The organism is Enterobacter roggenkampii, assembly GCF_001729805.1.
Classification (GTDB): Bacteria; Pseudomonadota; Gammaproteobacteria; order Enterobacterales; family Enterobacteriaceae; genus Enterobacter; species Enterobacter roggenkampii.
In genome coordinates, this window is record NZ_CP017184.1 from 3295258 (window position 1) to 3318465 (window position 23208).

Sequence of the window (23208 nt, forward strand, 5' to 3'; positions counted from 1 at the left end):
CGTCTTTTCCTCGTTAAGCCACATCTCAGGGTTTATGCCCTGGGCAAAAAACTCGACGAGCTTTGCAGATAGTCAAAGAACCATCTGATGATGAAGCTGAACTCTGGAATGAGCTGCGATTTCTGCCAGTCTTCACTTTTGGAGAACCCGGTAAAGGTATCCAGGAAGAACAGGATCGCGGCCACAATCAGCACGCCTCGCAACGCCCCGAAACAGATCCCGAGTACCCTGTCCGTTCCTGACAGACCGGTTTTCTCGACCAGCTGACCTATCACGTAATTGACGATAGCGCCGACAATCAGCGTTGCGATAAACAGCACCGCGATAGCGATTCCATTTCGGACCAGTTCATCTTCAAAGCCCGTGAACCAGACAGACAGGTAAGTGTAGTAATGACTGGCGACAAAGAAAGCACAACCCCAGGTCACCAGCGATAACGCTTCACGAACAAAGCCACGGATCAGGCTAACCAGACAGGAAAAACCAATCACCGCAATGATGGCGTAATCAATCCAGACCATATGTGTCCCACGATTAAACGCCCTGTCATCCAGTTCGGGGCGAATTCTAACAGAAAAAGAAAACGTTTGCGTAGGGATTTCCTTCCCGCGCGTAAATAAAAAAGGCGCTGAAAAAATGTTCAACGCCGTGGCTTATCGCCTCTCTCTTACAGGAGCAGGTCGTACTTAGTTCGCGCTGTAGCCCATCACCACACCGCTCAGGCCGGAGATCTGCTTCAGCTCACCCAGCGACCCTTTCAGTTTGTCTTTAGACGCTTCTGGCCCCACGAGGATACGGGTAATTTTACCCTGCACCGGCGTGGAAGGTGAAGTGTAAACACGATATCCCGCACTGCGCAGTTTACCCACCACCTCATTCACCTTGTCCGCATTTTTCAGCGCACCGAGCTGCACCACGTAGGCTTTGCCCGTTGGGGCAGCAGCGTCCTGCTGCGTCGGTTTTGCTGGCGGAGGCGTCTCTGACGCTGCGGCGAGCTGTTCTGCCGCTTTATCACGCTGCGGTTTCGGCTGCGGCTTCTCAACCGGCTTCGGTTTTTCAACCGGTTTAGGCTGCTCGACCGGCACAGGATCGATATCGCTGTTGCTCGTGGCCGCCAGGCGAGACGGATCGAGCGACGGTGCGGCGGCATCGCCCGCGCGCACCTCTTCCGCCGCCCCTTCCGGAGGCTGAGCAGGCAGCGCCTGCGTCGCCGCGGGCAGCATATCCGGCTCATCGCGGTCGCCCGGTTTCGGCACCAGCGGAATCGCGGCAAACTCATCCTGATAATGCTTTTTCTGCCCGTCGAGCAGCCCGGGAAGAATAATCACCCCGAGCGCGACCAGCACAATGGTTCCTGTTAAACGGTTCTGAAACTTACTCGCCACCGGTTCTCCCCGCGTCCATCACTTCCATGACATGTGCCACCGTGTGGAATGAACCACACACCAGCACGGTATCTTCTGGTTTAGCCTCCGCCATCGCGGCATGCCAGGCCTGCGCCACGCTACTGTAGATTGCGCCTTTGCCGAGATGTTCCATCAGTTGCTCAGCCGTCGCGCCGCGTGGCCCCTCCAGAGGAGCACAATACCAGCTATCGACCACACTCTCCATGCAGGCCAGCGTCCCGCCGATATCTTTATCATGAAGCATACCGATAACCGCCAGCACGCGCCCGGTTTTTGGTAACGATTTGAGACGTCCCGCGAGATACGCCGCCGCGTGGGGGTTGTGCGCCACATCCAGAATCAGGCGCGGTGACTCGCTCACAATCTGGAAACGTCCCGGCAGAATCGCGTTTTGTATACCCTCGCGGATCGCCTGTTCGCTGACCACGAGGCCGCTGGCGCGCAGTGCCGCCAGCGCGGTTGCCGCATTTGGCTGCGGGACCTGCGGCAGCGGCAGGTTATCCAGCGCCCCCTGCGCGTCGCTAAAGCGCCAGCCGTTGTCCTGAACCTCATACTGCCAGTCAACGCCGCGGCGCAGCAGCTGTGCGCCCTTTTCGTTCGCCACGTCAGCAATGGTGTGCGGCATGTCCGGCTCGCCCACCACGGCAGGTTTATTTGCCCGGAAAATACCGGCCTTCTCGCGGCCAATGCTTTCACGATCGGGCCCCAGCCAGTCGATATGATCCAGCGCGATGCTGGTCACTACCGCCACGTCTGCATCGACGATATTGGTCGCATCAAGACGTCCGCCAAGACCAACCTCAAGGATCACCACGTCCAGCTGGGCCTGTTTGAACAGCCACAGGGCCGACAGAGTGCCGTATTCAAAATAGGTTAATGAGGTCTCTCCGCGCGCGGCTTCAATTTCCGCGAACGATGCCGTATGCGCCGACTCCGGCAGCTCGCGGTTCTGCACACGAACCCGCTCGGTGTAGCGTACCAGATGTGGCGAGCTGTACACGCCGACCCTGTAGCCCGCCGCCATCAGGACGGATTCCAGCGTGCGGCAGGTGGTACCTTTGCCGTTGGTGCCTGCGACGGTGAACACGAAAGGCGCCGGTTTCAGCACATCAAGACGCGCGGCAACCTGGCTTACGCGCTCAAGCCCCATATCGATGGTTTTACTGTGCAGGTTTTCCAGATAAGAAAGCCACGCGGCCAGGGGCGACGTGGCTTGGGGAATGCTTTTATTTTCCATAATGCCCGGTTGTCATTAACAGATTAGAAAGCAAAAGGGCAGCGCCAACCGGCCCTGCCCTTTTCAGTTATCAGGCCTCGGGTTCCTGATCCGGTACCACCACGCCTTCACGCGGCTCATCCGGGTTCGGCGCTGGCAGATTCATCAGCTTCGCCAGGATGCGCGCCAGTTTCAGGCGCATTTCCGGACGGCGGACGATCATGTCGATGGCGCCTTTCTCAATGAGGAACTCACTGCGCTGGAATCCCGGCGGCAGTTTTTCACGAACGGTCTGCTCGATAACGCGAGGACCCGCAAAGCCGATCAGCGCTTTTGGCTCAGCGACGTTCAGGTCGCCCAGCATCGCGAAGCTCGCGGAGACGCCGCCCATGGTTGGGTCGGTCAGCACGGAGATGTACGGCAGACCGCGCTCCTGCATCTTCGCCAGCGCTGCAGAGGTTTTAGCCATCTGCATCAGGGACATCAGGGCTTCCTGCATACGTGCTCCGCCGGAGGCAGAGAAGCAGATCAGCGGACAGTTGTCTTCCAGCGCCTGCTCAACGGCACGCACGAAGCGCGCACCGACCACGGAGCCCATTGAGCCGCCCATAAAGGAGAACTCAAACGCAGCGGCAACAACCGGCATCCCATGCAGGGTGCCTTTCATGACGACCAGCGCGTCTTTCTCGCCGGTCTCTTTCTGTGCGGAGGCCAGACGATCTTTATATTTTTTGGAGTCGCGGAACTTCAGCACGTCTTTTGGCTCAAGCTCGCTGCCCAGTTCTACCAGAGAACCTTCGTCCAGCAGGCTATGCAGGCGGTTACGCGCCGACATACGCATATGATGGTCACACTTCGGACACACCTCAAGGTTGCGCTCCAGCTCTGCGCGATACAGAACCTGGCCGCAGCTATCACACTTCGTCCATACCCCTTCAGGAATGCTCGCTTTACGCGTTGGGGTAATGTTGCTTTTAATTCGTTCAATCCAGCTCATTGATAACCTTTCTGCCTGAACCTGGTCGTATGCCAGTTTTGCTATAAGAGGCGAATAATGCCATTTTTGCCTCCAACAGACCATGAATGTTGCACATTAAAACATAACAGCCCGAAACTTTGGATAAAAAAGTGGTCGAACCGCCAGCGTGCATTTACTTCGCTTGCTTTGCCGCCGCACGTTTGTGACGAATGATTTCGATAACGCCCGGCAGTACGGAAAGCACAATAATCGCTACAATCAGTAACTTAAGATTTTCCTGAACCACCGGGAGATCGCCAAACAGGTAACCCGCATAGGTAAATAGCAGTACCCAAAGCAGCGCCCCCACGACGTTATACATGGCAAAATGACGATAGGACATATGTCCCATTCCCGCCACAAACGGTGCAAATGTGCGCACAATAGGCACAAAGCGCGCAAGGATAATGGTTTTTCCGCCATGGCGTTCATAAAACGCATGAGTTTTATCTAAATAGCTGCGACGGAAAATTTTTGAATCGGGATTGCTGAACAGCCGCTCACCGAATACGCGTCCAATCGTGTAGTTGACCGCATCACCGACGATGGCGGCAATCACCATCAGCACCACCATAAGATGCACATTCAGATCGTTGGTGGGCAGCGCCGATAAAGCCCCGGCGACAAACAGCAGTGAATCGCCCGGCAGGAACGGCGTGACAACCAGCCCGGTTTCACAGAACAGAATGAGGAACAGAATGGCATAAACCCAGACGCCATACTGCGCGACCAGCTCTGCCAGGTGAACATCAATATGCAGGATGAAATCAATCAAAAAACGAATTACGTCCATATTGTCTAAGCCTTAATTGCACCTTTGTTTAGTCCGCTAAAAACAGCGGCCCCATTGGCGGTTTCGGCAGGTCAAACCGATCCGGATAGTCTACCGAGACCAGATACAGCCCTTCCGCTTTCGCCGTGGCTGCCGCAAGCGTTCTGTCCTTCGCTGCCAGCAGGTCTGCAATCCAGCTCTCCGGCTGGTGTCCGGCACCCACTTCCATCAGGCTGCCCACAATATTCCGCACCATATGATGTACAAAGGCATTGGCTTTGATATCCACCACCACATACGCGCCAAAACGGCTGACGTGAATGTGCATGACATTACGCCACGGCGTGCGGGACTGACACTGCACCGCACGAAACGAGGTAAAGTCATTTTCACCAATCAGACACTGCGCCGCGCGATGCATGCGTTCCGCATCGAGCGGTTCATAAAAATGCGTCACGCCCTGGCTTAACACCGCCGGACGCAGACGCTGGTTGTAGATGACATAACGGTAACGACGCGCGGTGGCGCTGAAACGCGCATGAAAATCATCCGGCACAGCTTTCACCCAGCGCACCGCAATGTCACCAGGCAAATTCGCATTTACACCCAGCGTCCAGGCGGCATCCTTACGCACGGCGGTGGTCTCAAAGTGCACCACCTGCCCCGTGCCGTGAACGCCCGCGTCCGTACGGCCTGCGCACAGGACGTTAATCGGCTCGTTTGCCACCTGAGAGAGCGCTTTCTCCAGTTTCTCCTGGACGCTGCGCACCTCATTCTGACGCTGCCAGCCATAATATTTACTGCCATCGTACTCAATACCGAGGGCAATTTTATGAACCGGCTTTTGTTCCACGTCTGACATCAGTACAGGTACTCCTGCACCAGTTTCTCGGCGATCTTGACCGCCATCAGCGCGCCGCCGAAACGAACGTTGTCGGCAACGGACCAGAACTGAATCTGCTCCGGCATACCGTAGTCGTTACGCACGCAGCCAACGGAAAGATGCGCGCTACCGGTGGCGTCGCCTACCTGCGTCGGGAACTCGCTCTCTTCAGAGAGGACGATGTCTTCCCCGCGGCCAAACGCATCGCGCGCCTCTTCTGCCGCCAGGGGACGCAGCGCTTCAAAGCCGACCATCTGCGCGTGACCGTAGAAGACCGGGGACTGCACGACGCTTGCGGAGATCATCAGGCCATCGTCCTGCAGAATTTTACGCACCTCATCAACGATACGACGCTCTTCGCGCACGGAACCCTCGCGGTCCGGCAGCAGCGGCAGCATATTGAACGCCAGCTGGCGGCCAAAGAAATCATCTTCGTCAATCGGGATGCCGTTCAGCAGCTTCGCGCTCTGCCCGGCCAGCGCGTCAACGGCCTTTTTGCCGTTTGCGGACGCGGACAGCAGGCTGGTCACGGTAATGCGCGACAGGCCGCCGTCGTCGATCAGCGGTTTCAGGGCGGTCAGCAGCTGGCTGGTCAGGCTGTTCGGTACCGCAATGACGTTACGGTTGCGGTAGTCAGCCAGTACAAACGGGTTCACGTCCGGCACCACCAGCGGCACATCCGGCTCCATTGAGAACAGACCGCTCAGATCGATGACCAGGCAGCCTGCGTTGGTCGCCTCTTCAACGTACGCCGCAGTGGCTTCAGCGCCCGCGGCGAAAAACGCCAGCTGCGCCTGCGTCCAGTCGAACGCCGCCGCATCCTGAACCATGACGGATTTATTGTTAAAACGCAGATGCTCACCCGCGCTATCCGTTCGCGCCAGCGCATAGATATCGCCCACCGGGAACTGACGCTCAGCAAGCGTTTCGAGCAGGGCTTCGCCCACGGCACCCGTGGCACCTAAAATGGCAATGTTCCAGCCTTCAGACATGGTGGTTTACTCCAGAAATAAAAAAGCGTCCCTGTCGGAGTATCCGACAGGGAGCATTAAGAAGACATTAATGCGCCGGGTGATGAACGGCGTTAAACCCCAGCTTGTGCAGCAGCGTCGCCGCCGACGCGTCGTCGCACATCACATAGAGGGAAGACCACTCGCGGCGCTCAACGTAGTTCTTGCGCAGCTTATCAAACTCACCCGGGATCCCCGCCACTTTACGCAGCAGCGCATCATCGCGGCGCACATCATACACCAAATGCACCAGCCTTTTCAGCGTTGCCTGATCGAGCGGACCGTGAAGGGTAATGCGGCCAAATTCAGGCGCGGGGAGTAAGGTATCCAGCGCCACCTGCTGCGGATGGCCGATAAAGGCGCTGTAGGCTTCGAAGACCTGCGTCGTACCGCGGGCTTTCCCTTCGAGGGTATAACCAGCGATATGCGCCGTGCCCACATCAACCTTATTTAGCAGCTCAACGTTGAGGTCCGGCTCAGGCTCCCAGACGTCCAGCACCACGCTGAGGTCTTGTCCTTCGTTCAGACACGTCAGCAGCGCGGCGTTATCGACTACCGGACCACGGCAGGCATTTATCAGAATAGTGCCAGCCTTCAGACGGCGAATTAACGCCTCATCGGCCAGATGCAGAGACTTATACGGCCCCTCTTTAAACAGCGGCGTGTGGAACGTCAGCACGTCGCACTGTTCAACCAGCTCGTCCAGCGAACGGAAATCCCCGTCATCGCCGTTGTCTTTGCGCGGCGGATCGCACAGCAACGTGCGGATCCCTAACGCTTCCAGGCGCTTTTGCAGGCGTCCGCCGACGTTACCCACGCCGACAATCCCCACGGTGCGGTCTTTCAGCGCAAACCCGTCGCGCTCGGCCAGCATCAGCAGCGAGGAGAAAACGTATTCCACGACGGCAATCGCGTTACAGCCCGGCGCGGCGGAGAAACCGATTCCGGCCTGCTTCAGCCATTTATCATCCACATGATCGGTCCCTGCCGTTGCGGTCCCAACGAACTTAATCGCCTTACCGGCGAGCAACGCCTCATTTACTTTGGTCACCGAGCGCACCATCAGGGCGTCGGCATCGTCCAGTTCGTTGACCGGGATCGGGCGACCAGGAACAGCCTTAACGTTACCCAGGCGGCTAAACAGCTCACGGGCGTAAGGCATATTTTCATCAACGAGGATTTTCACGTCTGAGTACCTGTTTGAGAGGAAGAAAACCTGCCAAGTGTGCCATAATCTGGCCGCCAGGCATATACGTCTGCCAGGTTTACGCTGAGTTTTGACTTTAAGGATTTTTGACGATGCAGCCCATTTCAGGTACGCCGCCACGCCCTCCGGGTGAAGGCCCCGTCACGCCAAACGTTGCCGGTGAACAACCGCTATCCACGCAACAGCGCACCGTGCTGGAGCGACTGATCACGCGCCTGATTGCGCTGACTTCACAGCAAAATGCGGAAGTCTGGGCCGGGGTGAAGCATGATTTAGGCGTGAGGAACGACGCACCGCTGCAGTCGCGCCATTTCCCCGCTGCCGAGCAAAATCTGAACCAGCGTATTACGACCGCGCAGCAGAACCACACCACGCGCCAGATTGTTTCTCAGCTGACGGAGCTGCTGGGCCAGGGAAATAACCGCCAGGCGGTGAGTGATTTTATTCGCCAGCAGTATGGTCAGACCGCGCTGGGCCAGCTTACGCCCGACCAGCTCAAAACCGTGCTGACGCTGCTGCAGAACAATGAGCTGTCGATTCCGCAGCCGCAGGTGCGCCCGGCGACCGAGCGTCCGCTGCTGCCCGCCGAGCACAATACGCTCAAGCAGATGGTGACGAAGCTGGCCGCGGCCACCGGCGAGCCGACGAAGCTTATCTGGCAATCCATGCTGGAGCTGTCGGGCGTGAAGGCAGGCGAGCTGATCCCGGCCAAACAGTTTACCCATCTGGTGACCTGGCTCCAGGCACGCCAGACGCTCAGCACCCAGAGCGCCCCTACCCTGCATACCGTGCAGGCCGCGCTGAAACAGCCGCTTGAGCCGCACGAGTTCGAGGTGATTCGGGATTATGCCCAGCAGAACTGGCAGGCCACGCCGCAAACGGTACTGACTACCGCGCAGGTGCAGGATCTGCTCAACCAGATCTTTGTTCGCCGCGCCGAGCGCGAAGGCGGCGTACCGGAGGTGAGAAATATTCAGCCGATCTACAGCCCGCTGTTTGCGCCGGTCGTGGAGACCTTCAGAACACTTTCTGCGCGTCCGGGATTGATGTTTTTTGCATTACTGATTGCGCTGGCGATTTTCTGGCTGGTTGCCTGATATTTTGCCCGGTGGCGCTGCGCTTACCGGGCCTACAACGGCTCGAACCGTTGGCCGGGTAAGGCGCAGCCGCCACCCGGCAACAACGACTCACGTTCTGCGAAACGCCACCAGCGTCACCACGATCCCCACCACCGCGGAAACCGCACCGGCCAGGAAGACGGACGGATAGCCAAACGAGGTGGCTAACACCCCGGCCAGCGGCCCGGTTACCCCGTATGAGATATCCTGAAATGCCGCATAGCCGCCGAGCGCCGTCCCGCGCACCTGCGGAGCCACGCGCTTCACCACTTCTACACCGAGTGCCGGGAAAATCAGAGAACAGCCGCAGCCGGTCAGCGCCGCACCAAGCAGCGCAACGGATGCCACGGGTGCATTCCACAACAGCAGAAGACCGATGGTTTCAATGACCAGCGACGCCACCGCCACCTTCACGCCACCAAAGCGATCCGGCATCCAGCCGAAGAAGACGCGCATCAGCACAAACGCGCCGCCAAACGCGGTAAGCGTAAAACCGGCCATCGCCCAGCCGCGGCTCATAAAATAGAGCGAGACGAACGTCCCAATCACCGCAAAACCCACGCCCTGCAGCGCCAGGCCCAGGCCCGGCTGCCAGATTTGGCCGACCACGCTCCACAGGGAAGGACGCTCGCCTTTGTGCGGGGGCACCTTACGCACCGAGCCGTTAAACGCCCATGCCGCCAGCGGCAGCGCCATGGTGGTGGCAGCCAGCGCCGCAAAACCGAACTGGCTGTTGATCAGCAGCCCAAGCGGTGCCCCGGCGGCCAGCGCGCCGTAGATGGCCATGCCGTTCCAGGACATAACCTTGCCGGAACGTGCTGACCCCACCAGCCCCATTCCCCAGGTCAGGGTGCCGGTCAGCAGCTGGCTTTCACCAAAGCCCAGGATTAAACGGCCCAGCACCAGCAGCGCAAATTTATACGCCGCGTCGACCGGCAATAGAGCCGCCAGCAGCCATGCGCCGCCCGCCAGGCCGCAGGCAAACATGCCCTGCAGCGCCGAACGTTTGGCACCGTGCTGGTCCGCCAGACGTCCGGCGTAGCCGCGGGTTAATACCGTGGCTAAAAACTGAATGCCCACGGCGATGCCGACCATGGTGTTGCCATAGCCCAGCTCCTGGTGTACGAACAGCGGGATCACCGGCAGCGGCAGGCCAACGGTCATATAGGTCAGGAATACCGCAAAGGCGATACGGAACAGCGAGACGTTCGCTGAAGGGGTTGTTTCTGTTTGAGTTACTGCAGTCATGCTTTACTCCGAAATGAAGAGTAAGGCGGGGAAATGCCACGCCCCCTCTACCTGATTATCAGGATTAAGGTGCGTTGGTTGACGTTAAACGCTTACGCATTATCGTGAGGATAATGTTGAGTGGTGAAGTTTGCCTGTGAGATCAGCCGCTTGTCAATGCATAAAAAAGGGAGCCTTATGGCTCCCCTTTCGAATCAAACATAAAACTTATGCTTTCAGCTTACGCATGACCAGCGTGGCGTTGGTGCCGCCGAAACCGAAGCTGTTGGACATGACGGTAGTCAGCGTCGCGTCCGTTGGTTTGGTCACGATGTTCAGGCCAGCAGCCTGCTCGTCCATCTCTTCGATGTTGATGCTTGGCGCGATAAAGCCGTTTTCCAGCATCAGCAGAGAGTAGATCGCTTCCTGTACGCCAGCCGCACCCAGAGAGTGACCGGTCATGGCTTTGGTGGCAGAGATAGCCGGGCTGTTGTCGCCGAACACTTCGCGGATCGCACCCAGCTCTTTCACGTCACCTACCGGCGTAGAGGTACCGTGGGAGTTCAGGTAGTCGATTGGGGTATCAACGCCGTGCATCGCCATCTTCATGCAGCGCACCGCGCCTTCGCCGGATGGCGCAACCATGTCGGCGCCGTCAGACGTTGCGCCGTAGCCCACGATCTCAGCATAGATGTGCGCGCCACGTGCCAGAGCGTGCTCCAGCTCTTCAACCACAACCATACCGCCGCCGCCCGCGATAACGAAACCGTCACGGTGCGCATCATAGGTACGGGAAGCTTTGTCCGGGGTCTCATTGTACTTGGTGGACAGTGCGCCCATCGCGTCGAATTCACAGGCCATTTCCCAGCCCAGCTCTTCGCCGCCGCCAGCAAATACGATGTCCTGTTTACCCAGCTGGATCTGCTCAACAGCGTTACCGATACAGTGTGCGGAGGTCGCACACGCGGAGCTGATGGAGTAGTTCACACCGTGGATTTTGAACGGGGTCGCCAGACACGCGGAAACCGCAGAACCCATGGCTTTAGTAACCACGTACGGACCTACCGCTTTCAGACCACGCGGGCTACGCATTGCGTCAGCACCGAATACCTGCGCTTTAGATGAGCCGCCGGAACCGGCGATCAGACCCACGCGCGGGTTGTTCTGATAAACCTCTTCACTCAGGCCAGAATCTTTGATCGCTTCCTGCATGGAGAGATAAGCATAAATAGAGGCATCGTTCATGAAACGAACCACTTTGCGGTCGATCAAACCGGTGGTGTCCAGTTTGACGTTACCCCATACGTGGCTACGCATACCTGAATCTTTAAACTCTTCAGAGAAAGTGATCCCGGAGCGTCCTTCACGCAGAGATGCCAGGACTTCCTGCTGGTTATTACCGATGCTGGAAACAATGCCCAGGCCAGTAATCACTGCACGTTTCATTCAATACCTCTGTAAGTCGCACTATAGTAAGTTTCGAGTCGCACAATAGCGTACACTTGTACGCCGAACAAGTCCGATCAGACATTTTCTGCGGAAATTTGCACCGATGGACTCACATCGTTAAGATCGTGCCACTGCCTGTCAGACGAGTAACTTACGTGAAACAAAACGCTATACAACCCGCCAACCTCGAATTCAACGCTGAGGGTACACCTGTTTCCCGAGATTTTGATGACGTCTATTTTTCTAATGATAACGGACTCGAAGAAACTCGCTATGTTTTCCTCGACGGAAACCAGCTCAGCACCCGCTTCCCGGCGCACCCGCGGAGCCTGTTTGTGGTCGCGGAAAGTGGATTCGGCACCGGTCTGAATTTTTTAACCCTCTGGCAGGCGTTTAATCAGTTCCACGCTGCTCACCCTGAGGCTACGCTACAAAGATTACATTTCATCAGTTTCGAAAAATTCCCGCTCACCGCGCACGATCTGCGGCTTGCCCACCAGCGCTGGCCGGAGCTTGCGCCCTGGGCAGAACAGCTTCAGGCGCAGTTGCCGCCCCACATCGGCGGCTGTCACCGTCTGATTCTGGACGGTGGACGCGTCACGCTGGACTTATGGCTCGGCGACATCAACGACCTGACCGACAGGCTCGATGATTCGATGAATCAGAAGGTCGACGCGTGGTTCCTGGACGGTTTTGCTCCCGCCAAAAACCCGGACATGTGGAGCCAGCATCTGTTTAACGCGATGGCGCGGCTGGCGCGCCCTGGCGCAACGCTTGCCACCTTCACCTCGGCGGGCTTTGTCCGCCGTGGGTTGCAGGAGGCGGGCTTTACCATGCAGAAGACCAAAGGCTTTGGCCGCAAGCGCGACATGCTGGTCGGCAGGATGGAGCAGACGCTGGACATCCCCGCTCAGACGCCCTGGTTTGCGCGCCGCGCCAGCGCATCGCGCGACGTAGCGATCGTTGGCGGCGGGATCGCCAGCGCCCTGCTCTCGCTCGCGCTTCTCCAGCGTGGCTGGCAGGTCACGCTCTACTGCACTGACGACGCGCCCGCCAGCGGCGCATCCGGCAACCGTCAGGGGGCGCTCTATCCGCTTTTAAGCGCACACGATCCGGCCCTGTTCCAGTTTTTCCCCGCGGCCTTTACCTTCGCCCGCCGCCTGTACGACGCCCTGCCGGTAACGTTCGACCATGACTGGTGCGGCGTAACGCAGCTCGGCTGGGATGAGAAGAGCCAGCAGAAGATCGCGCAGATGCTGTCGCTGGGCCTGCCGGAAGAGATTGCCCGCGCGGTCAGTGCGCAAGAGGTGGCGGACACCGCTGGCGTAGAAACCGGGTGTGGGGGCATTCAGTACCCGCTCGGCGGCTGGCTGTGTCCGGCTGAACTGACCGCGGCGGTCATTGCCCTGGCGCAGTCGCGCGGGCTGACGACGCATTATGCCCACAAGGTGGAATCGCTCAGCCGGACAGAACGCTGGGATCTGCGTTTTGCTGATGGCAAGGAGGCGAGCCATGCCAGCGTTGTGCTGGCCAACGGGCATCACATCAGCCAGTTTATCCAGACGGCAGCGTTGCCGGTTTATCCGGTCGGCGGCCAGGTAAGCCATATCCCCACCGCGCCTGCGCTCGGCAAACTGCGCCAGGTGCTGTGCTATGACGGCTATCTGACACCGCAAAATCCGTCTAACGGCCATCACTGCATCGGGGCCAGCTATCATCGTGGCGAAACGGATATGCGCTATAGCGAAGCGGATCAGGCGCAAAACCGCCAGCGCCTGATTGACTGTTTCCCGGATGCGGCGTGGGCGAAAGAGGTTGACGTCAGCGAGGGTGACGCGCGCTGCGGCGTGCGCTGCGCCACCCGCGATCATCTGCCGATGGCGGGCAACGCGCCGGACTATGACGCGACGCTTGCGGCCTATCAGGATCTGGCTGAAAACAAGGAAACGGCGGTGGCCGCACCGGTGTATCCGGAGCTGTTTATGCTGGGCGGGCTGGGTTCCCGTGGGCTGTGCTCTGCGCCGCTGCTGGCTGAAGTATTAGCCGCGCAAATGAGCGACGAGCCAATTCCGCTGGACAGGGTTACGCTTGCGGGACTGAATCCGAATCGCTTGTGGGTAAGGAAACTGCTGAAGGGGAAAATGGTTAAGTAAGGTGCGGCCTGGTGCCCTCACCCTAACCCTCTCCCACAGGGAGAGGGAAAATTAGTAGGCCCGGTAAGCGCAGCGCCACCGGGCGAAAAACAATGACTTAGCGTTTAGCCTGCTGGAACAGGTTGTCCCACATGCCCAGCACCAGTGACTGGTCGCGCGGAGAGAGCTCCCCGGCCTGAATGGCTTTCTCCAGACTGCGGGTCACTTCCTCATGAACAGCCTCGGCAGAGTGATCGTCACCTGCTTCCAGCTCGGCTACCGCGAGCGTCAGGTGACCACGCAGATAACCGCTGGCGAACAGCTCATCATCGCTGGCGTGTTCCACCATGTCATCAATTAACGCCAGAATGCGTGATTCAAATTCTGCGATCATCTTCTTTCCTCTGTTAAAGATCTTCCGGCCAAGGGAAGCTTTCCGCCGCAATCGCCGGCGTGTGGTAATAATTCTGTAAGGCCTCGATCAGGCGCGCCGGACGTGCCGGGATGCCTTTCTCAAGGTATTCCATCACCTGCGCATGCACGCGGCGCTGGAAGACAATACGGTCTGGCTCGAAGTCGCCTTCGAGGTTGTCGCAGCTGACGTTGAACGGGAAACCCGCCGCCACGCAGAACAGCCATTCCAGCGCCTGCGGCTTCACTTCCACATCCTCAAACTGCCCCTGCGTCGCGGCGTCTCGCCCGTCCGGGCAATACCAGTAACCGAAGTCCACCAGTTCGCGACGCGCTTTTCCGGCGATGCACCAGTGCGAAATTTCGTGCAAACCGCTGGCGTAAAAGCCGTGCGCAAAGACGATGCGGTTATACGGAACCTCGTCATCAGCAGGAAGATAGATCGGTTCGTCGTCGCCTTTAATCAGACGGGTATTAAAATCGTCAGCAAAACAGCCGTCAAAGATCTCAATCAGCTGTTCATATTTATGCGTACTGTTCATTAGTGCATCCCCAACCAGGTGAGGATCTCCTGTCCATGGCTGTCATAAAGAAGTTTGGCGCTCATCACGGCCGAGACGATAACGATCATCGGACGGATCAGCTTTTGCCCTTTGCTTAATACCAGGCGCGAGCCTGCGCGCGCGCCCAGGAACTGCCCTGCCATCATCACAAACCCGGTTGCCCAGATAACCTTGCCGCCAATGATAAACAGCAGCAGGCCGCCGACGTTCGAGGTCGCGTTGAGCACTTTGGCATGGGCGGTCGACTTGGCGAGGTTAAACCCGGCCAGCGTCACAAACGCCAGCGCATAAAACGAGCCTGCCCCCGGGCCGAAGAAACCGTCGTAAAAACCGACGCAGCCCCCGGCAATCAGCGCAAACGGCAGGCCGTGCAGACGACGCTGACGGTCTTCCTCGCCGAGTTTTGGCATCAGCAGGAAGTAAAGACCGATGCAGATAACCAGAACCGGCAGGATCTGGCGCAAAATATCCGACTGCACGTGCTGCACCAGCAGCGCGCCCGACGTGGAACCGATAAAGGTCATCAGGATATTGAGCTTTTGATCGGCCAGGCTCACCACCTTGCGGCGGATAAAATAGAGCGACGCCGAAAGCGAGCCGCCGCAGGCCTGCAGCTTGTTGGTGGCAAGCGCCTGCGCCGGGCTCATGCCCGCCGCCAGCAGCGCGGGTACGGTTAATAGCCCGCCGCCGCCCGCAAGGGCATCAATAAAACCGGCCAGCATAGCCACAAAGAACAGCACCACCAGCAGCAGCGGTGACACCATAAACAGATCGACGAAATTATCCATTAAAGTACATGCTCATCCAGTAGCGCCTGGCAGGAAGGCGGCAACGGAGGCGGTGTCTTCTTCTCAGGCTTAGAGGTTCCAGGTTTTGCCGGTTCAAACCAGCTTTGCAGTTCCGCACCACAGCCATCGCCTGGCGGCGGTAGCGGCTGATCTTCGCATTCCAGGCTATTCGCCGGGCAGCGCAGACGAACGTGCATGTGCGCACGATGCTGGAACCACGGGCGCACTTTGCGCAGCCAGTCGCGATCGGTTCCCTCATCGAGGCAGAGCTGTTGCTTGATAGCCGGGTTGACGAAGATCCGCGTAACGTCGTTATCTTTTGCCGCCAGCTTAATCAGGCTGAAGATATCCGGCGTCCACAGTGAAGGCACAACGCGCTTACCGTCGCTCGACACCAGATCCAGCGCCTGCGGTTTCAGCAACTGGGCTGAACTCCAGCGCGCTTTAGGCAGCTGCAGGAAGATATCGACATCCAGTCCGGTCTGGTGACTGGCGTGTCCACCGTTAAAACGCCCGCCCGCAGGCATCCCCATATCGCCGATCAGCATCGTGCCCAGCCCCAGATTATGCACCTGGTTTCCCAGCCGCTGGATGAACAGCACCAGATCCGGGTGGCCGAAGTAACGACGCTGGTCGGTACGCATCACCTGATAGGTATCCGATTGCAGCGGAAGTTCCTGAGCACCCACGATACAGCCGTTGGAAAAGGCGCCGATGGACTGCGCGCTCCCCGCCACCGGATGGGTGATTTTTTGCCACGGCGTAGCGGCCAGACTGGCTCCACTGGCAAGCAGCGCCAGCAGAGCAATTGCGGTTTTTTTCATGTTTACCAGCGTGGAATGGTGGTCGTCACATCCGCATTCTGCGCGCGCTGGCGCAGGAAGTGATCCATCAGCACGATCGCCAGCATCGCTTCCGCGATCGGTACCGCGCGGATCCCCACGCACGGATCGTGACGTCCTTTAGTGATCATCTCAACTTCTTCGCCATCGCGGTTAATCGTGTGGCCCGGCACGGTAATGCTTGAAGTTGGTTTCAGCGCGATATTGGCAATAATCTGCTGCCCGCTGCTGATCCCGCCCAGAATGCCGCCCGCGTGGTTGCTCTGGAAGCCCGCTTTCGTGATTTCGTCGCGATTCTGGCTGCCGCGCAGGGATACCACGTCAAAACCGTCGCCAATCTCAACGCCCTTCACCGCGTTGATGCTCATCAGCGCGTGCGCGATGTCGGCATCGAGACGGTCAAATACCGGCTCGCCCCAGCCTGGCGGGACGCCATCGGCCACGACGGTGACTTTCGCCCCAATGGAGTCGCCCTCTTTTTTCAGACCGCGCATCAGTTCGTCCAGCGCGTCCAGCTTGTCGGCATCCGCACAGAAGAACGGGTTTTGCTCGACCTGATCCCAGTCTTTGATCGCCAGCGGAATGTCGCCCATCTGGGTCAGACAGCCGCGGATCACGATGCCAAATTTTTGCTGCAGGTATTTCTTAGCAATGGCGCCAGCCGCCACGCGCATCGCGGTTTCACGCGCGGAGGAACGTCCGCCGCCGCGATAGTCGCGGAAGCCGTACTTTTGTTCGTAGGTGTAGTCGGCATGGCCTGGACGGAACACGTCCTTGATGGCGCCGTAGTCCTGGGAGCGCTGATCGGTGTTTTCAATTAGCAGACCAATGCTGGTGCCGGTGGTACGGCCTTCAAAGACGCCGGAGAGAATTTTGACCTGGTCCGGCTCGCGACGCTGCGTGGTGTAGCGAGAGGTGCCCGGACGACGACGGTCGAGGTCATGCTGCAAATCGGCTTCGGTCAGTTCGATGCCTGGCGGTACGCCATCAACGATACAGCCCAGCGCCAGCCCGTGCGACTCGCCAAAGGTGGTCACGCGGAATACCTGTCCAATACTGTTTCCTGCCATCACGGCTCCGATGTTGTTGTTTGTGTTTGAGCGTTGTGAAACGGGCCGAAGCCCGCTGGATTAATCTTTATAGATGCTGAAGTGTTCGCGCGCGTCGAGCAGCTGCGCTTTGGTCAGCATAAAGACGCCGTCACCGCCGTTGTCGAACTCAAGCCAGGTGAACGGCACATCCGGGTACTGCTCTATCAGATGTACCATGCTGTTGCCCACTTCACAAATCAGAACGCCGTCGTCGGTCAGATAATCCGGCGCGCAGGCCAGAATGCGGCGGGTCAGCTTCAGGCCGTCAGAGCCTGACGCCAGACCCAGCTCCGGCTCGTGGCGGTATTCGTTCGGCAGATCGGACATGTCTTCCGCATCGACGTACGGCGGATTGGTGACGATCAGATCGTACTGCAGCATCGGCAGATCGCGGAACAGATCGGAGCGAATTGGCGTAACGTGATGGATCAGGCCGTGCTCTTCAATGTTGTGCTCGGTCACGGCCAGCGCGTCGGTGGAGATATCAACCGCGTCCACTTCCGCTTCCGGGAAGGCGTAAGCGCAGGCAATGGCGATACAGCCGCTCCCGGTACACATATCCAGAATGTGCTGCGGCTGATGGCCGATCAGGCCTTCAAAGTGGTTGTTGATCAGCTCACCAATCGGCGAGCGCGGCACCAGCACGCGTTCATCGACATAGAACTCGTGGCCGCAGAACCAGGCTTTGTTGGTCAGGTAGGCGACCGGGATGCGTTCGTTGACGCGACGGATCACGCGCTCAACGATGCGGTGTTTTTCGCTGGAGGTCAGGCGCGCGGTGCGCATGTCTTCCGGAATATCCAGCGGCAGGTAGAGGGACGGCAGCACCAGCTGCACGGCTTCATCCCACGGGTTGTCGGTACCGTGTCCGTACCAGATATTGGCGGCGCTGAAGCGGCTAACCGACCAGCGCAACATGTCCTGTATGGTATGCAGCTCGTTTACTGCTTCATCGACAAATATTTTATCCACTCTTTCCTCCAGGGCATGCTCGCATAATTTTCGGCGGCTAGTTTGCCATGAAGACGGCGATAAATCAGCAATGACGCGTACCGCTAGAGGTTAAAAAATGCGTTTAGTCGGGTACACTATCGGAAATACGAGATGAGAATGACGAATGAAAAAGAAAACATCGCTCAGCGAGGAGGATCAGGCGCTCTTCCGCCAGCTAATGACCGGGACGCGGAAAATCGCGCAGGACACGATTGTTCATCGCCCGCAGCGTAAAAAAATCAGCGAAGTCCCGGTCAAACGGATGCTGCAGGAGCAGGCCGATAACAGCCACTACTTTTCAGACGAGTTTCAGCCGCTGCTTAATACCCAGGGCGCGGTGAAATACGTGCGCGAGGACGTCAGCCATTTCGAACTGAAAAAGTTACGCCGGGGAGATTATTCGCCGGAGCTGTTTCTGGATCTGCACGGCTTAACGCAAATGCAGGCGAAACAGGAGCTGGGGGCGTTGATTGCCGCCTGTCGCCGCGAACATGTTTTTTGCGCCTGCGTGATGCATGGCCACGGGAAACATATCCTTAAGCAACAGACGCCGCTGTGGCTGGCTCAGCACCCACACGTAATGGCGTTTCATCAGGCACCGAAAGAGTACGGCGGAGATGCCGCCTTGCTGGTATTGATTGAAGTTGAGGAGTGGCAGCCGCCAGAGTTGCCCTGACAGAAGGGCGGGAAAGATATAGCACCCCGCCCTGTCACACGTCACGTCAGATCGCTTTTGCCATCTTCAGGTTGCACGGGCTCATTTGCCAGTTGAAGACCCCTTTGCCGGTTTCGTCGAGGGTGACGTTGGCAATCGCGGAAGTGGTGAACATAGGCGGCGTTTCGCCCGGGCACAGCTCAGATACCAGATAGCCGACCAGCGGCAGGTGGGAAATGACCAGTGCGGAAGCGACACCTTCATTGCACAGCGCCTGAAGATAAGCGCTGACAAGGCCGACATCACCGCATGGTGTCAGTTCGGGGAGAACATCCACACTGGACGGCAGGTTCATACACTCCCCTACCACATCCAGCGTCTGTTCTGCACGCAGGAACGGACTCACAAGAACGCGTTCAATGTCCACTTTTTGACCTTTAAGCCAGGTTGCCATCAGACGGGATTCGTCGCAGCCACAGACGGTTAAAGGACGTACTGAGTCACTGGCGGCATCGAGTGCCGCGTCGCCGTGACGCATGATGAAAACTTGCATATTGCACCGCTTTTGTTAACCAGAATCACCGGCGTTAACTACCCGCGATAAATGCTAAGAGGTAGAAAACCCGATGGCCGGGCATTGTGCCTGATCCATTCGATGAATGAAACGCTGTTTTTTACCTCAATGGCGTAAGTATAGTCAATCTCTGTTTACAAAATCGCCAGAACAGGTTCATTCACCTCAGGATTTACCCTTCTTTGACTTCAGTTTACGAAATCAGTTTCCCGTGCAGGCCAAAATGTCTGGCCCCGTTCCGCCATCTGCAATAATTCGTCACACGGTGTAAACCGTGGGCCATATTGCGAGGCCAGACGTTGCAAAATGGCAACCACTTCACCCGCGCCGAGTGTATCCATGTAGCGGAACGGGCCGCCAAGGAACGGCGGAAAACCAATACCAAATACCGCGCCGATGTCGCCATCGCGTGCGCTCTTGATCACCTGCTCACCAAAGCAGCGCGCCGCTTCATTGAACATCATCATCACGCAACGTTCAGCGCACTGAACGGCAGACAGTTTTCCCTGACCGGTGGTCGAAATAAGCCCATAAACCGAAGGGTCGACCTGTTTCTTGCTTTTACGCCCTTTCGCGCCGTAAAGATAGAAACCGCGTTCATTTTTTCTGCCTTTGCGATCGTCCTTCAAAATTGCAGAAACAATGTTTGCAGGCGGGCTAAAACGATCGCCATAAGCTGCCTCCAGCACAGGTATAATTTTAGTGCCGGTGTCTATTCCCACCTCATCCAAAAGTTGGATTGGGCCAACGGGGAAACCAAACTTTACCAGCGCCTCGTCGACGTGCTCGATCTTCTCGCCTTCCGTCAGCAGCCGCATGGCTTCATTAATATAGGGTGCCAGAATACGGTTGACGTAGAAGCCGGCTTTATCTGCGACCACGATCGGCGTTTTACCCTGCTTCTTCGCAAGTTTGACTACCGTGGCGATGGTTTGCGGACTGGTGGTCGCGTGTGGAATAACTTCCACCAGCGGCATTTTTTCTACCGGGCTAAAGAAGTGCAGCCCGATCACCTGCTCCGGACGCGCGGCTTTCGCCGCGATATCGCCAATCGGTAATGACGACGTGTTGGAGGCAAAAATGGTATGCGGGGCGCAATGCTGCTCAACGTCTGCCACCATCTGCTGCTTAAGGGCCAGATCCTCAAACACGGCTTCAATCACCAGATCGCGGTGCGCAAAACCGCTGTAATCCGTCGTACCGGAGATCGTCGCCAGGGTTTTATCACGCTCGCTTGCCTTGATATGGCGGCGTTTGACCTTTTGATCAAGGTTCTGCCAGCTGTACTGCAGCGCGTGGTTGATTCCCTTAGGGTTAATGTCTTTGATGCGTACCGGCAATTTGCCTTTGCTGGCGGTAACAAAAGCGATACCGCCGCCCATGAGCCCCCCACCCAGTACGCCAATGGCACGCAGCGGCGCAGGCGATGCCTCGCTGCCCGGGTCTTTTTTCACCTCTGTGCTGGCGAAGAAGATGCTGCGCAGCGCCTGTGACTGCGGCGTCATCGCCAGTTCGCCAAAGGCTTTGGCCTCCGCGGCATAGCCGCTGCTGCTGCCCTGCGACAGCCCGGTTTCGATCACGTCGAGGATCCGCTTTGCCGCCGGGTAATTGCCTTTGGTTTTTTGTTCGGTCTTTTTGCCCACCATATTGAACAGGAGCGTTCTCCCCAGCGGACCGGCCAGCACGCGCTCGCGAACCGGCAGAGGACGTTTTGCCTGACGCCCTTTCAGCGCAAGCTCAACGGCGGCCTCCAGCAAAATGGACTGCGGCACGACGTCATCGACCAGACCGGCTTTCAGCGCCTGACGGGCACGCAGCTGTTTACCGGTTAAGATCATCTCCAGCGCCGTGCTGACGCCCACCAGCCGCGGCAGACGCTGCGTTCCGCCAGAACCTGGCAGCAGGCCCAGCTGCACTTCCGGCAGGCCCAGAATGGTTTTCGCATCGTCAGTACAGATGCGGCTGTGGCAGGCCAGCGCCAGCTCCAGCCCACCGCCCAGACACGCACCGTGGATCGCTGCGATGACCGGGATTGGGAGACTGTTGATCTCCGACATCACCTGCTGGCCCTGACGCGCCAGCTCTTCGGCTTCCAGCGCGCTTTGCGCCCGGGCAATCATGTTGATATCCGCCCCGGCGATAAAGTTGTCGGGTTTGGCAGAGATAAACACCAGGCCGCGAATGGCTTTGTTCTCGCGGATCTGCTTTAGCATCGCGCGCACCTGAACGCCAAATTCGGCCTTCAGGGTATTCATCTTTTCATCAGGCACATCAATAGTGATAACGGCCACGTTATCGAGGCGAACCGTCAGATTAAATGCAGATGGCATATCCATTATTCAGCCTCCAGAACCATTGCTGCGCCAAGGCCGCCCGCCGCACAGGCGGTAACAAGGCCAAACCCACCGCCACGGCGACGGAGTTCATGTAATGTTTGCGTGATCATCCTCGCCCCTGTAGCGGCAAACGGATGACCGTAGGCGATAGAGCCACCCAGCACGTTGAATTTACTCTGATCCACTTCGCCCGTGGCATGCGCGCGGCCCAGCACATCACGTGCGAAACGCTCGCTTGCCAGCAGCTGGACGTTTGCCAGGGTTTGCGCGGCAAACGCTTCGTGCATATCAATCAGGGTTAAATCAGCCAGCGTCAGCCCCGCGCGATCCAGCGCCAGCGGCGTGGACCATGCCGGACCTAACAGCATGTCCTGCCAGACGTCAATGGCGGTGAAGGCGTAGCTGCGTAAATAGCCCAGGGGAGTAATGCCCAGCTCTTTCGCACGGGATTCGGTCATCAGGATCACGGCGGCAGCCCCGTCCGTCAGCGGCGTACTGTTCGCCGCCGTCACGGTGCCGTGCTTGCGGTCAAACGCCGGGCGCAGTTTGGCGTAATCCGCCAGCGTTGACGTGCCACGAATATTGTTATCTTCCGCAAGCGGTTCGCGATAGGGCGGAATATAGGCGGTCATGACCTCATCGGTCAGCTTGCCTTCCGACCAGGCTTTTGCCGCAAGCTGATGTGAACGATGCGCCAGCGCATCCTGCTGTTCACGGGTAATGCCGTAGGTTTTGGCCATCTGCTCGGCGGTGTCGCCCATGCGCAGGCCGGTGGAGTATTCCGCGACGGCAGGAGGTACAGGCATCAGGTCGCGCAGACGTAAACGCGAGAAGAGTTTGAGCTTCTGACCCGTCGTACGGGCTTTGTTGGCATCCACCAGGATGCGCGCCAGCTTTTTACTGACCCCAATTGGCAGTACCGAAGAGGAGTCCGCTCCACCCGCTATCCCGGCGCGAATGGTGCCCACCATCAGGCTTTCGGCGACGTTAGCCACGGCCTGGAAACTGGTTGCGCAGGCGCGGCTGACGCTGTAGGCGTCGGTATGAACATTCATCCCGGTACCGAGGACGATTTCCCGCGCAATGTTGGGGGCTTCAGGCATCTGCACGACCTGACCGAAGACCAGCTGTTCGATGACCTCCGGCGGAATTTCGCTGCGAGCCAGCATCTCCCCCACTACCATTTTCCCCAGGTCGACGGCCGGTATGCCATGAAACGCCGTTGCCTGACGCGCAAATGGCGTGCGCAATCCACTGACTATGGCAATGCGATCGCCCTGACGGGTAATAAGCGGTAATGCCTGACTCATAACACTCCCCTGTAAAAAATTTTTCGCAAACACTAAGTGGTCTGACCTGATAACAGTCTTAACCATTTTTTTACATTCAGCCAATCGGGGAAACGAAAAAGTGCGAGCTAAAACACAGAGAAGAAAAAGAAAATGCCCCTGTATGGCAGGGGCATTTGTGCGGTATGTTGCCGGGTGCGCAAGGTAAAAGCAAAACGGTAACCCGTA

Annotated in this window: 22 protein-coding genes; 3 read left to right on the plus strand and 19 right to left on the minus strand. The window is 58.0% G+C overall.

Annotated features, from left to right (window positions below):
* Positions 1–32 precede the first annotated feature (32 nt).
* The 8 genes from cvpA to pdxB all read right to left on the minus strand — a co-directional run bounded on the left by cvpA (position 33) and on the right by pdxB (position 7491).
* Entirely contained in the window at positions 33–521 is a 489-nt protein-coding gene (gene cvpA, locus BFV67_RS15495; protein WP_000262116.1) for a colicin V production protein, read from the minus strand.
* A gap of 165 nt (positions 522–686) precedes the next feature.
* Complete coding sequence (gene dedD / locus BFV67_RS15500; protein WP_008502596.1) at positions 687–1385, minus strand: cell division protein DedD; 699 nt, start codon at positions 1383–1385, stop codon at positions 687–689.
* Positions 1375–2643, minus strand: coding sequence for a bifunctional tetrahydrofolate synthase/dihydrofolate synthase (gene folC, locus BFV67_RS15505; protein WP_023325775.1), 1269 nt, complete (start codon positions 2641–2643; stop codon positions 1375–1377). The genes dedD and folC overlap by 11 nt, the downstream gene beginning before the upstream one ends.
* Positions 2644–2713: 70 nt before the next feature.
* Complete coding sequence (gene accD / locus BFV67_RS15510; protein WP_008502598.1) at positions 2714–3619, minus strand: acetyl-CoA carboxylase, carboxyltransferase subunit beta; 906 nt, start codon at positions 3617–3619, stop codon at positions 2714–2716.
* A gap of 154 nt (positions 3620–3773) precedes the next feature.
* Positions 3774–4433 carry a DedA family protein gene (locus tag BFV67_RS15515; protein ID WP_008502599.1) on the minus strand — a complete coding sequence of 220 codons (660 nt, stop codon included), beginning with the start codon at positions 4431–4433 and terminating at the stop codon, positions 3774–3776.
* A 28-nt stretch (positions 4434–4461) separates the two neighbouring features.
* Positions 4462–5274 carry a tRNA pseudouridine(38-40) synthase TruA gene (gene truA / locus BFV67_RS15520; RefSeq protein ID WP_021241572.1) on the minus strand — a complete coding sequence of 271 codons (813 nt, stop codon included), beginning with the start codon at positions 5272–5274 and terminating at the stop codon, positions 4462–4464.
* Positions 5274–6287, minus strand: a complete 1014-nt coding sequence (locus tag BFV67_RS15525) for an aspartate-semialdehyde dehydrogenase (protein WP_069598624.1) — start codon at positions 6285–6287, stop codon at positions 5274–5276. Before BFV67_RS15525 ends, truA begins: the two co-directional genes overlap by 1 nt.
* Positions 6288–6354: 67 nt before the next feature.
* Positions 6355–7491 carry a 4-phosphoerythronate dehydrogenase PdxB gene (gene pdxB / locus BFV67_RS15530; RefSeq protein WP_023294134.1) on the minus strand — a complete coding sequence of 379 codons (1137 nt, stop codon included), beginning with the start codon at positions 7489–7491 and terminating at the stop codon, positions 6355–6357.
* Positions 7492–7604: 113 nt separating this feature from the next.
* Here pdxB and flk point away from each other — a divergent pair, with 113 nt between their 5' ends.
* Positions 7605–8609 carry a flagella biosynthesis regulator Flk gene (flk, locus tag BFV67_RS15535; protein ID WP_069598625.1) on the plus strand — a complete coding sequence of 335 codons (1005 nt, stop codon included), beginning with the start codon at positions 7605–7607 and terminating at the stop codon, positions 8607–8609.
* A 90-nt stretch (positions 8610–8699) separates the two neighbouring features.
* Here the strand turns inward: flk and BFV67_RS15540 are convergent, their stop codons facing one another.
* Both BFV67_RS15540 and fabB read right to left on the minus strand, forming a co-directional pair.
* On the minus strand, positions 8700–9878 hold the full coding sequence (locus tag BFV67_RS15540) for an MFS transporter (RefSeq protein ID WP_069598626.1): 1179 nt from the start codon (positions 9876–9878) through the stop codon (positions 8700–8702).
* Positions 9879–10085: 207 nt separating this feature from the next.
* Entirely contained in the window at positions 10086–11303 is a 1218-nt protein-coding gene (fabB, locus tag BFV67_RS15545) for a beta-ketoacyl-ACP synthase I (RefSeq protein ID WP_008502605.1), read from the minus strand.
* Between the two features lie 158 nt (positions 11304–11461).
* On the opposite strand from fabB, the gene mnmC reads away from it, so the two are divergent.
* The gene (mnmC, locus tag BFV67_RS15550; RefSeq protein WP_069598627.1) at positions 11462–13459 is read left to right on the plus strand and encodes a bifunctional tRNA (5-methylaminomethyl-2-thiouridine)(34)-methyltransferase MnmC2/FAD-dependent 5-carboxymethylaminomethyl-2-thiouridine(34) oxidoreductase MnmC1; all 1998 of its coding nucleotides are present in this window, start codon (positions 11462–11464) and stop codon (positions 13457–13459) included.
* A 97-nt stretch (positions 13460–13556) separates the two neighbouring features.
* Here mnmC and BFV67_RS15555 read toward each other — a convergent pair whose 3' ends face one another.
* Genes BFV67_RS15555 through prmB form a run of 6 tightly spaced genes read right to left on the minus strand, consistent with a single transcriptional unit; the run spans position 13557 to position 18105 of the window.
* A complete protein-coding gene (locus tag BFV67_RS15555) occupies positions 13557–13832 on the minus strand; it encodes a YfcL family protein (protein WP_069598628.1) in 276 nt (91 codons plus the stop codon).
* Between the two features lie 13 nt (positions 13833–13845).
* Positions 13846–14391: an elongation factor P hydroxylase gene (locus BFV67_RS15560; protein ID WP_008502608.1), complete on the minus strand. Its 546-nt coding sequence runs from the start codon at positions 14389–14391 to the stop codon at positions 13846–13848.
* Positions 14391–15200: a sulfite exporter TauE/SafE family protein gene (locus BFV67_RS15565; RefSeq protein ID WP_008502609.1), complete on the minus strand. Its 810-nt coding sequence runs from the start codon at positions 15198–15200 to the stop codon at positions 14391–14393. Before BFV67_RS15565 ends, BFV67_RS15560 begins: the two co-directional genes overlap by 1 nt.
* Entirely contained in the window at positions 15200–16024 is an 825-nt protein-coding gene (gene mepA, locus BFV67_RS15570; RefSeq protein WP_008502610.1) for a penicillin-insensitive murein endopeptidase, read from the minus strand. Before mepA ends, BFV67_RS15565 begins: the two co-directional genes overlap by 1 nt.
* A 2-nt stretch (positions 16025–16026) precedes the next feature.
* Complete coding sequence (gene aroC / locus BFV67_RS15575) at positions 16027–17112, minus strand: chorismate synthase (RefSeq protein WP_023325780.1); 1086 nt, start codon at positions 17110–17112, stop codon at positions 16027–16029.
* A gap of 60 nt (positions 17113–17172) precedes the next feature.
* Positions 17173–18105, minus strand: a complete 933-nt coding sequence (gene prmB / locus BFV67_RS15580) for a 50S ribosomal protein L3 N(5)-glutamine methyltransferase (protein ID WP_023344605.1) — start codon at positions 18103–18105, stop codon at positions 17173–17175.
* 145 nt (positions 18106–18250) lie between these two features.
* On the opposite strand from prmB, the gene smrB reads away from it, so the two are divergent.
* Positions 18251–18802 (plus strand): endonuclease SmrB, encoded by a 552-nt coding sequence (gene smrB, locus BFV67_RS15585; RefSeq protein ID WP_069598629.1) that lies wholly within the window; start codon positions 18251–18253, stop codon positions 18800–18802.
* A gap of 46 nt (positions 18803–18848) precedes the next feature.
* On the opposite strand, the gene sixA is transcribed toward smrB, so the two are convergent.
* The 3 genes from sixA to fadI form a co-directional block, all read right to left on the minus strand.
* Complete coding sequence (sixA, locus tag BFV67_RS15590; RefSeq protein WP_014884683.1) at positions 18849–19334, minus strand: phosphohistidine phosphatase SixA; 486 nt, start codon at positions 19332–19334, stop codon at positions 18849–18851.
* Between the two features lie 209 nt (positions 19335–19543).
* Positions 19544–21691 carry a fatty acid oxidation complex subunit alpha FadJ gene (gene fadJ, locus BFV67_RS15595; protein ID WP_069598630.1) on the minus strand — a complete coding sequence of 716 codons (2148 nt, stop codon included), beginning with the start codon at positions 21689–21691 and terminating at the stop codon, positions 19544–19546.
* Positions 21691–23001 (minus strand): acetyl-CoA C-acyltransferase FadI, encoded by a 1311-nt coding sequence (gene fadI / locus BFV67_RS15600; RefSeq protein ID WP_069598631.1) that lies wholly within the window; start codon positions 22999–23001, stop codon positions 21691–21693. The genes fadJ and fadI overlap by 1 nt, the downstream gene beginning before the upstream one ends.
* Positions 23002–23208 lie beyond the last annotated feature (207 nt).